A 10,627-nucleotide genomic window follows, 5' to 3' on the forward strand; every position below is an offset into this window, starting at 1 on the left:
GAACGTATCCGAAAAGGAGCAGTGGACCCATGCGCGCCATCGTGATCGAGGAGACCGGCGGACCCGAGGTCCTGCGGCTGACCGAGACGGCCGACCCCGTGGCCGGTCCGGGCGAGGTTCTGGTCGACGTGGAGGCCCGCGGGGTCAACTTCATCGACATCTACCAGCGCAGCGGCCTGTACGACGTCCCGCTCCCCTACGTTCCCGGGATGGAGGCCGCCGGTGTGGTCGCCGCCGTCGGCGACGGCGTCACCGGCCTGTCCGTCGGGCAGCGGGTCGGCTGGGCGATGGCCCCCGGCGCCTACGCCGACCGGGCCGTGGTCAGGGCCTCCCTGGTCGTCCCCGTTCCGGACGCGGTCCCCGGCGAGCAGGCCGCCGCCCTGCTCCTACAGGGCATGACCGCCCACTACCTCGTCCGCTCGGTGTACCCGGTCTCCGAGGGCGACACCGTGCTGGTGCACGCGGCGGCGGGCGGCACCGGGCTGCTGGTCACACAGTTGGCCAAGGAGCGCGGCGCACGAGTCATCGGCACCGTCTCCACCGAGGAGAAGGAGCGGATCGCGCGCGAGGCGGGCGCGGACGAGGTCGTCCGCTACACCGAGACCCCCGTCGCCGAGGCGGTACGCGACCTCACCGGCGGCGAGGGTGTCGCCGCGGTCTACGACGGCGTGGGCAGGGACACCTTCGACGCCAGCCTGGCCTCGCTGCGCCCGCGCGGTGTGCTGGCCCTGTTCGGACAGTCCTCCGGCGAGGTGGCCCCGGTGGACCCGCAGCGGCTCAACTCCGCCGGCTCCGTGTACCTGACCCGGCCCTCGCTGGCCTACTTCGTGGCCGACCGCGAGGAGTTGCTGGGCCGGGCCCGCGACCTGTTCACGCTGGTGGAGGCGGGCCGCCTGGACGTGCGGATCGGCGGCCGCTACCCGCTGTCCGAGGCAGGGCGCGCCCAGAGCGACCTGGCCTCGCGCAGGACCACCGGCAAGCTGCTGCTGGTCTGAGCCCGGCGCCCGCCGGACACGGCTCGGGGGAGGGCGCCCGCCCTCCCCCGTCGTCCTCGGAGGGCTATCCCTCCTCGCGCGGGTCCGGTGTCGTGCCGATCTTCGCTCCGGCCCTGCGGACGTCGTCGCGCGCGTCGGCGACCGCCCGCTCGGCCGCCTCGGCCGCCTCCGCCGCGGCCTGGGCGGAGGAGGAGTGGGCGGGGTCGGGAGCGCCGATCTGCGCCGGACCGCTCGGGGCCGCCTCGTCCTCCTTCTCCGTGGAGGGCGCCTCGGTCTGGGGAGCATTCCCGGAGAAGGCGTGGCTGACGTTCTTGACGGCCTCGGTGAGCTCGCCCGGGATCACCCAGAAGGTGTTGCCCTCGCCCTGCGCGAGGCTCGGCAGGGTCTCCAGGTACTTGTAGGCGAGCAGTTTGGCGTCGGCGTTGTTGGTGTGCACGGCCTGGAACACGCGCTCGATCGCCTGGGCCTCGCCGTCGGCGCGCAGGATCGCGGCCTGCTGGTCGCCCTGGGCCTCCAGGATGGCCTGCTGGCGGGCGCCCTCGGCCTTGAGGATGCGGGCCTGGCGCTCACCCTCGGCGTGGAGGATGGCCGCGCGCTTGTCGCGGTCGGCCCGCATCTGCTTCTCCATCGCCTCCTTGATGGTGGGCGGCGGGTCGATGGCCTTGATCTCGACCCGGTTGATGCGGATCCCCCACTTGCCGGTGGTCTCGTCCAGGACGCCGCGCAGCCGGGTGTTGATCTCCTCGCGGGAGGTGAGCGTGCGCTCCAGGTCCATGGAGCCGATGACGTTGCGCAGCGTGGTGACGGTGAGCTGGTCGATGGCCTGGATGTAGTTGGCGACCTCGTAGGCCGCCGCCCTGGGCTGGGTGATCTGGTAGTAGAGGACGGTGTCGATGTTGACGACGAGGTTGTCCTCGGTGATCACCGGCTGCGGGCGCGAGGTGAAGACCTGTTCACGGAGGTCGAACTTGGTGTTGACCCGGTCGACGCCCGGTATGAGGAAGTTCAGGCCCGGGCCGAGGGTGCGCGTGTAACGGCCGAACCGCTCGATGTTGTACGCCCTCGCCTGAGGGACGATGCGGATCGCCGACAGGGCGACGGCGACGACTACGACCGCGAGGATGATCAGGGCGATGGTCGGTTCCATGGTCTGCACCTGGCTTGGATGTGGGGATGTGGCTGGTTCAGGGCAGTGCTTCGCGCGGGTACACCACGGCCGTCGCTCCGTCGATCTCCATGACGTCGACGCGCGTACCCACCGGGATCACCAGGTCTTCGTCGATACAGCGTGCGGACCACTCCTCTCCGGAGAGCTTGATCCTCCCCCCGTCCCCGTCGACCTCCTGCATGACGACGGCGGAGCGCCCGACGAGCGCCTCCGCTCCGGACTTGGTCTCGGAGCCGCCCCTCATCTGGCGCTGCATGATCGGTCGCACGAGGTAGATTCCCGCTGCCGCGCTGGCGGTGAAACCGATGATCTGCACGGCCACCGGCATTCCGATCGCTCCGAGGAGGGCGGCGACCAGCGCCGCGACGGCCAGGAGGCCGAGCACGAAGGTGAGGGTGAGGGCCTCGGCGATTCCCAGGCCGATGGCGAGGATGAGCCAGACCAACCAGGCGCCCATGTCCGTGTGACCCTCCCGCTGCGTTCGGGTACTCCCTACGCTACCCACACAAGCCCGGCGAAGCACGTGATCCGGACCAGTGTTCCCGAGCCGTGACGCACGGACGCGGCCCCCGGCGGTACCCGCTCAGGACCGCCGCGAGCCGCGTCCGCTCAGCCCGTCCTACCGTCCGCCGGAGAACTGGTAGACGAGCTGGTACGTGGGCCGGTTCTGCCAGGCGATCGGCCACATGCCGATACCGCCCACCGCCTGGTGGATCACCGCGTCGGCGCACAGCTGGTCGCCCGCCGAGCAGTGCCCGTCACCGGGATAGACCTCCCCCGCCGGGGTGTCCGCGGCCTGGGCGAGGGTGTCCAGCAGAACCGTACGGCAGGCGTCCGGGTCGCCGCCACCGCAGTAGGCGCCGCCCAGCGGGCCCCCGACGTCCTGACCGAGCACGGTGCGCAGGTCCTTGTGCACGTACGACCACCAGCCGTACTGGAACGCCGACCCCCGGTGGGGCTGCCCCTGGTTGACGCTGCCGGGTTCGCCGCCGCCGATGGCGCCCGACGGGGACTCGTCGGTCTGGACGGCCCGCGTGAGCTGGGTGTAGAGGTCCCCTCCCAGCTCCGGCTCGAACTGCGCCCGCACCAGCAGCGGCCACCAGGCGTCCAGTATGCGGATGGCGTTGGCGTAGGAGTAGTACCCCGCGTCGCGGAAGGGCTCCCGGCGCAGCGAGCCGGCCTCGTGCCAGAGCCGCAGCTCCTCCACGACCGAGGCCAGTTCGGGGTCGTCCACGGCCTCGGTGCCGATGACCTCCAACAGGAGCGGGAGGACCTCCTGGGCGCGCAGGTCGGCGGTACCGGCCTCCATCATCACCCGGGTGAGGCTGGCGGTGGTGAACTCGTGCCCGTCGGAGACCAACGAGGACACCCGGCCGTCGAGCAGGTCGCCGCGGTGCACCGATCCGGTCCCCCAGCCCGAGGTGTAGCCCTGGGCCGGCTTGTTGTTCCAGTTGACGATGTAGTCCGGGTCCACGGCCTGCGGGTGGTCCTCCGGCGGGTGGAGGTCGGCGTCGTTGGTGTCGGGGTCCCAGCCGGACCAGCCCGAGCCGGAGTAGGCGTCGATGGGCAGGTTGGGGTTGGTCCCCCCGGTACGGACGGGGTTGTCGCCGGAGTTGACGAAGGCGATGTCCTCGTCGTCGACGTAGTGCCAGTTGAAGGCGTAGCCGATGTCCCCGGCGGCCTCCGTGAAGGTCTCGGCGGAGGTGACCTCTCCGGGGTCGTTGAAGCGCTGGAACCCGATGATGGAGTCGACCTCGTGCATGTAGGTGGAGCGCAGCGTCGTGAACGCCGTGGGCTCGCCGTCCACGGTCGCGAACGAGTGCACCAGGCCGAACTCCGAGCGCAGGGAGGTCAGCGTGTAGCCGCCCGCGGCGGTGCCGTCGGCGACCGTGGGCGACCACTCGTTGGTGACGCTCAGCTCCTCGAAGGGAACGCAGTCCCCCGAGCTGTCCACGTAGGCGCGCGAGGCGGTGGTGGGCGCGGAGCCGTCGGTCTCGCACAGCCTGACCGCGAAGGTGTCGGTGAGGTCCTGGCCCGCCGAGGTGGCGCTCCAGGCGTAGTCGACGCCGCGGCCCATCTGGACGTAGAAGCTCACGCCCGCGAAGGAGGCGCCGCGCGCGCTGATGCCCGGGCCCTGGAGTTCCTGGAGCATGAGCAGCTGCGGGGAGAAGTAGCCGGTCTGGGGTCCCATCACGGCGACGGGGTTGCCGCTCTCGGTGTGCTCTCCCGAGACCAGGAGGGCGTTGGACATGCCGCGGGGGTCCATGAAGCCCTCGGGCAGGACGCCGTCGTCGAACACGCCCTCGGCCGCGGACAGGTCCCCCTTCTCGGCCATCCGCTCCAGTTCCTTCCGCTGCTTCCGGGACAGGTCCTCGACGGCGGGGGCCTCCGCGCCCTCCCGGGGTTCCTCCGCGGTGCTCGCCAGCGGCGCGGGGGCCTCCGCGGTCCCACCGCTGAGCGCGGAGCCGTGCTCACCGTGGACGATGTCGTAGGGCTCGACGGATCCGGGGTCGGGCAGGGCCTCGCCGGCCGGGTCGTCGGGTGTCCCGCCGTAGGGGAACTCGCCCCCGACGCTGACCAGGGCCTCGGGGTCGTTCTCCATCCGCCAGGCACTGTGTAGCTCGGCGCCCCTCTCGGCGCCGTAGCGGTCCTGGAAGTTGGCGAGCACGATGGCGGACTGGACCTCGCCGCCGCCACCGCCGCCGAAGATGCCGCCGACCATGGCGGCGATGCCGACCACGTCGGTGGGGGTGAAGGGCTCGATCTCCCCGGCGTTGGTGACGGCGTCCTTGTGCCCGGTCAGGACGTACTCACCGGGGAAGTCGCGGTTCCTCTCGGCCTCCTCGATGTAGGTGTTGACGCCCTCCAGGTAGGCCTCGACGTCGGCGAGCGCCTGTTCGCCGCGCTCACCGCCGGCGGCGACCCGGTCGATCTGCGCCTGCTTGTCCTCCTCGGTGTAGGGGGCCGTGCGCCACAGGTCCTGTTCCAGGCTCCGGTTGCCCTCGGCGCCTCCGGCGAAGGAGGTGAGCTCGCCGCGGCCGACCCTTCGCAGCACGTCCATGAGGAAGAGGCGGTCCTCGCCGGCGGCGTATCCGGCGCCGAACATGGTGCCCTCGCGTGTGGTGCCCCGGATGTGCGGGATGCCGTGGCCGGCGTCGCGGGTGATGGTGACGTCCTCGCGCGGCTGGTACTCGCGGCCCACGTCGTCGGGGTCCACGCCGAAGCCCGCGTCGAGGAAGAAGTCGTCCAGGCCCTCCTCGGTGAGGCCGTCGTAGTGGTGGACGAGGTTGTCGTACATGTCCAACTGGCTGGAGGAGTGCCGGGGCCGGGTGCCGAAGACCTGGTGTCCGAGGATCTCGACGAGGGTGGCACTGCCGTTCTGGCCGGGGGGAAGGATGTCGTGGCATCCCGCGGGAGCGCAGTAGTCGGCGAGGGGCTCGGGAGCGGGTTCGGCGAGGGCCGGAGAGGCGGGGAGAGCGGCGACGGTGGCCGCGGTCACCGCCAGCGCGGCACCCGTGGCGCCGGTGCGTAGCCGTCGTGCGAGGGAGGGGAACAAGAGCTGTCACCACCTGGGGGTGCGGGCGATGGATCAGCGGCATGCTACGCACGGGTAGGGAAATCGCGAAAGAGTTTCATGTTTTGGGCGGCGGGCGGGACGCGCACCGCCGGAACCGACGGGTTTGGAGTGACCCACGCCACACGCAGCCCGGATTCCGGAACACCCCCGGCGAAGGGCCGGATACGGGGAGCCCCGAAGTGGCCACATCCGGCCACGGCCCCTTCCCCACTTCGTCCACCGCTTCCCCGCCGCTCCCCCACCGCCGACCGGGCCTGGGCGGATCGGGCCGTGCTTAGGCGGATCGAACCAGGGAACAGGGCGGGAGGCCGGGCGGAAGGCTGAGAGGCGCCGGTGTCGGTGTCCGTGCCGGTGACCCGGTGTCGGCGGCCCGGTTCCGGAGCCCGCGGGGCTCCGGTCGTGCGCGACTTCGGGCGTACGGGGCCCTGAGGCGGGTCGGGCTTTGACACAATCACGGCATGAACCAGTATCCGAACGCGGGCCCGGGCGAACCGTGGCACCAGCCCAGCGGTGAGACCCCCGGCTGGGGCCTTCCTCCCGACCCCTACCAGGGCGGCGCGATGGAGGTCTACGGCGCCACCGGCGGCCATCAGCCCGCGATGCCCTATCCTCCGGCCGACGGTGACGCCCCCATCGGCACCATCGGCGAGATCGCGTTCTCCCAGCACACCGTGATCACCCCCATGGGACGCTTCCCCATCAGGGGGACGGTGTGGACGGTGAACGACATGAGCCGCACCGAACGGTCCACGCCCACCTGGGCCATCATCGTGACGGTCCTGGTCTTCTGGTGGACCTGCCTGCTGGGGCTGCTCTTCCTCCTCGTCAAGGAGCAGAAGACCACCGGACACGTGCAGGTCACCGTGCAGGGGCACGGCCAGCACTACAGCACGTCGATCATGGCGACCCACCCGGCCGTGGCGAGCCAGATCCACCAACAGGTGAACTACGCGCGCAACCTGGCCTGAGCCGGCCACGGTTCCGCGGGGCCGCCTCGGGTACACGGGATCGTCGCTGACCGGTGGGACCGTCGCGGAACCGCGGAACCACCGCGGAGCTGGGAGCCACCGGGGAACCATGGAGCCACCGCGTGCCCGGAGGATCAGCGCGGGTTCACGAGACCATCGCGGGTCCGGTCCCCCTGTCCGGGCACGACCGTCCGGTTGGCCTCATCCGCCGTGCGGAGGTGCCGCGTCCCCGCCGGCGGGAGGGTCCGCGACCCGGGCCACCTCGGAAGGCCCGTCGAACGGCGTCGTTCTCCAGGCCCGGTTCCAGCGGTCGGCGCGGACCGCGGAGCTTGTTCACCACGAATCCCGCGGCCAGGGCCCGGCCGGCCTCCTCCAGCAGGACGGGCGTGCCGTGAGCCGACGCGAAGACGCCGCCTGCGCGGGGCACCGGGCTCCGCCCTCCCGGGGACGACCACCGAGTCCAGCGACATGTCCTGCGCCTTGGAGGAGGCCGCGCGGACCCCCTGCCGGGCCGGCCGGCGGCACGGGCCCGAGGCCACCACGCCCTTGCCCGCGTCCGGGGCGGCCCCGGCCACCGGCGGGGCGTTCACCGGGCCGCCGCCGCGGCCACGGCCAGGGCTCCCAGGTGGACCGCGCGTGCGAGGCGCACGGCACGGCGGATGTCGGCCGTTCGCACTCCCGGTCCGCTCCCCATCGTGGGACGGCGCTCCTCGTACCCCCGGTAGACGTTGGCGCCGCCCAGGGTCCTGCCGAGCGCGCCAGCGAACGCGGCCTCGCACTGCCCGGCGTTCGGGCTGGGGTGCCTGTCGCCGTCACGCCGCCACACCCGCCACGCCGTGCGGACGTCGCCGCCCACCGCCGGCGCGGCCAGGACCGCCAGGACCGCGGTCAGCCGCGCCGGGCCCCATCCGGCGACGTCGTCCAACCGCGCCGAAGCCGCGCCGAACCGCTCATAGCGCTCGTCACGGTGGCCGACCATGGCGTCGAGGGTGTTGACCGCGCGAAAACCCGCCATCCCGGCCACCCCGCCCAGAGCGCCCCAGACCAGGGGGCCGACCACCGCGTCGGAGGTGTTCTCGGCGACCGACTCCACCACCGCGCGGGCGATCCCCGCCTCGTCGAGTTCCGAGGGGTCCCTGCCGCACAGGTTCGGCAGGAGTTCGCGTGCCCGCGCCAGGTCTCCGTCCTCCAGCGCCGCGGCGATCCGCTCGGCCTCGCGGCACAGCATGCTGCCGCCGAGCACGGCCCAGGCCGTGACCGCCGTCGCCGCGCCGCCCCGGAACAGCGAGCCGACGCCCGCCACGGGAAGCACGGCCCCGGCCGCGAACAGGGCTCCGCGCGCTCGGGAGTCCCCGTAGACGAGGTCCTCCCACCGCCCCACGACGCGCCCGTACAGGGCCACGGGGTGCCCCCTACGCGGGTCGGACACCGCCCTGTCGAGCAGGAAACCCGCCACCAGTCCCAGTGATCGCACGCGGCCACGTTAGCCGCACCAGCGAATCCCCATCGCAGCACACCATCACTGTCACTCTTAGTAGCTAGTTAACTACTTAGAGTGACTACATGCCACCCTCAGGAGGTTCGGATGCTGACCCTGGCGGTCGCCTTGATGGTCTTCGCAGGTCAGTGGTGGATGTTCTGACCTCCGGGAGCACCCGGACCGCCGGGAGTTCGCGAAACGCCAGCGGTACAGCACCGCACCAGGAGTTAATCACCGGTAACGTGGTGCGCGAGGACCATAGCGGCCGATTTGGTGGGACGCGCGTGGTAACGAGAAGCAACTACGAATCACTGTAGTTGATGAGGCTTTGCCCTCCTGTGGGCGACATCGGACCAATACTCTAGAATGTCTGCCCGGGACGCCACAGGTGCCACGACACGGGACCTCCCGACCGTAGGCGCCGCCCCCGGCTCCGCCCCGCCTTCGGCACGCAGCGCCCCCCGCAACCACGGGTAACAGCGTGGTCACGACCGGCCACGGCTGGGCGACAATTGAATCGAGCACCCGTAGCTCAGTGGATAGAGCACCGGACTTCTAATCCGATGGCCGCAGGTTCGAATCCTGCCGGGTGCACCACAAAACCCCAGGTCAGACGGGGTGCGCGAGTCGAACAGGCGAGGCGCCGGATCTGGATCGGGGCCTGACATGCTCCATGTGTGCTCCGCAGTGCAGGGTCCAATACAGGTGGACGGGCACCTCGCGGAGCATTTTGCCCTCCCGTGACCCTGGTGGCGGCGCCTGGGACACCCTCGCGTCCGCCCGTCAGCACCCCGTAGCCGCCCCGACACCGGTGTCCAGGCCCGATGGGTCCCGTGGTCGCCCACCGGCCGGATACGGCCGGTGCCCTTACCCCACAGGGCTCGTGCAAGTTCCGGCTTGGTGCAGATCGTCCGGTTCGGGGAGATCACGGCCGTACACGCAGACAGGCACGGGAACCCGTGATCATTGTGGTGTCGAAGCCAAATGATCCCGAAGGTCTCCCGTGCCTGCCCTGCCATCATCCCCCATCCCGGACGCGCTCGCGAAACTCGCGTCCCTGGACACCACCACCGCCGTGGCGGACCTGCGCCCCTACATGGAGAAGGTCCCCGACCCCCGTTCACCCCGCGGCCGCTGGTACCCGCTGTCCTGCATCCTGACCATCTGCGCCTGCGCCGTCATCTCCGGAGCCAGGACCATCGAAGAGACCGCCGAATGGGGACAACGCGCCACGGATGTGTTGCTGGAGGCGATCGGAACCCGCCCCCACCCGCTGCGCTGGAGGCGCTCCCCGGCGGCCTGCACCATCGACCGCGTCCAGGGCATCGACGCCGATGCCCTGGACGCGGCCGTGTGCGCCTACCTCGCCGACCGCCACCGCTCCACCATCGAGGACAACAACAGCGGCGAGGAAACCGAACCCGCGCATGAGGCGATCGCCCTGGACGGCAAAGCCCTCAAGGGATCGGCCCGCATCGATCAGCCGCGCCGCCATCTGCTCTCCGCCCTCACCCACCACCCGCCCCTGACCCTGGCCCAGACCGAGGTCGGTGCCAAAACGAACGAGACCCGCCACTTCCTCCCCCTCCTGGACGGCCTGGACCTGGCCGGGCGGGTGGTCACCTGCGACGCCCTGCACACCGTCAGGGATCATCTCAAGCATCTGGTCGAGAACCACAAGGCCCACTACGTTGCGGTGGTCAAGACCAACCAGCCCACCCTGCACACCCAGATCACGGCCCTGCCCTGGGAGGAGCTGCCCCTCGCCCACACCCGCTCGGAGAAGGGTCACGGGCGCCGCGAGTCCCGATCGATCAAGGTCATGGGCGTCGCCGACAGCCTCGGCGGTATCTGCTTTCCCCACGCCAAGCTCGCTGTGAGAATCCACCGCCGCCGGCAGGAGACCGGCAAGAAGCAGACCCGCGAGACGGTCTTCGCCGTCACCAGCCTGGACGCCCACCAGGCCACCCCCGCCGAGCTGGCCGCGCTGGTCCGCGGCCATTGGGTGATCGAGAACTCCAATCACCACATCCGCGACGTCACGTTCGGTGAGGACGCCTCCACGGTTCACACCGGCAGTGCTCCCCGGGCCATGGCTACGCTGCGCAATCTGGCCATCGGGGTGCTGAAGGTGGCGGGAGCGGACAACATCGCCAAGACCACCCGCGCGATCCGGGACCTACCCGAACACGCGCTCCTCTTCTTCGGGATCGGCTACAAACCCGACCTCTCGGGAACTTGAACGAGCCCTGCACAAGACACCGACCCGGAACAAACCGCAGCACAGTGCTAACCGCCGGGAGGGATGGGTTCATCTTCCGGAGCACGGAAGCCGGACGCGCCTGGGACAAGCTCGCACCACGAGATACCGGGCACAAGCGAGATTATCCACGGCCCTCGGCAGATACCCCTGTACTGGCGCACCCCACACCACAGGTG

At 71.0% G+C, this 10,627-nt stretch carries 7 protein-coding genes and 1 tRNA gene; 4 read left to right on the forward strand and 4 right to left on the reverse strand.

The genetic code is table 11. From position 1 onward, the window contains the following. The first annotated feature begins 29 nt into the window (after nucleotides 1-29). A complete protein-coding gene (locus tag NOSIN_RS15840) occupies nucleotides 30-995 on the forward strand; it encodes a quinone oxidoreductase family protein (protein ID WP_077691490.1) in 966 nt (321 codons plus the stop codon). 64 nt (nucleotides 996-1,059) lie between these two features. On the opposite strand, the gene NOSIN_RS15845 is transcribed toward NOSIN_RS15840, so the two are convergent. The 3 genes from NOSIN_RS15845 to NOSIN_RS15855 form a co-directional block, all read right to left on the reverse strand. Further along, nucleotides 1,060-2,142 carry an SPFH domain-containing protein gene (locus tag NOSIN_RS15845; RefSeq protein ID WP_077691491.1) on the reverse strand — a complete coding sequence of 361 codons (1,083 nt, stop codon included), beginning with the start codon at nucleotides 2,140-2,142 and terminating at the stop codon, nucleotides 1,060-1,062. 37 nt (nucleotides 2,143-2,179) lie between these two features. Then, entirely contained in the window at nucleotides 2,180-2,620 is a 441-nt protein-coding gene (locus tag NOSIN_RS15850) for an NfeD family protein (protein WP_077691492.1), read from the reverse strand. 162 nt (nucleotides 2,621-2,782) lie between these two features. Next, entirely contained in the window at nucleotides 2,783-5,719 is a 2,937-nt protein-coding gene (locus NOSIN_RS15855) for a penicillin acylase family protein (protein WP_077691493.1), read from the reverse strand. A gap of 479 nt (nucleotides 5,720-6,198) precedes the next feature. Here NOSIN_RS15855 and NOSIN_RS15860 point away from each other — a divergent pair, with 479 nt between their 5' ends. Then, entirely contained in the window at nucleotides 6,199-6,708 is a 510-nt protein-coding gene (locus tag NOSIN_RS15860) for a hypothetical protein (RefSeq protein WP_077691494.1), read from the forward strand. 586 nt (nucleotides 6,709-7,294) lie between these two features. Here the strand turns inward: NOSIN_RS15860 and NOSIN_RS15865 are convergent. Then, a complete protein-coding gene (locus NOSIN_RS15865) occupies nucleotides 7,295-8,182 on the reverse strand; it encodes a cobalamin biosynthesis protein (protein ID WP_077691495.1) in 888 nt (295 codons plus the stop codon). A gap of 527 nt (nucleotides 8,183-8,709) precedes the next feature. Between NOSIN_RS15865 and NOSIN_RS15870 the strand changes: the two genes are divergently transcribed. After that, nucleotides 8,710-8,785: transfer RNA gene (locus NOSIN_RS15870), tRNA-Arg, on the forward strand. 406 nt (nucleotides 8,786-9,191) lie between these two features. Further along, nucleotides 9,192-10,430 carry an ISAs1 family transposase gene (locus tag NOSIN_RS15875; protein ID WP_077691496.1) on the forward strand — a complete coding sequence of 413 codons (1,239 nt, stop codon included), beginning with the start codon at nucleotides 9,192-9,194 and terminating at the stop codon, nucleotides 10,428-10,430. Nucleotides 10,431-10,627 lie beyond the last annotated feature (197 nt).

Source organism: Nocardiopsis sinuspersici (assembly GCF_001998325.1).
Lineage (GTDB): Bacteria > Actinomycetota > Actinomycetes > Streptosporangiales > Streptosporangiaceae > Nocardiopsis > Nocardiopsis sinuspersici.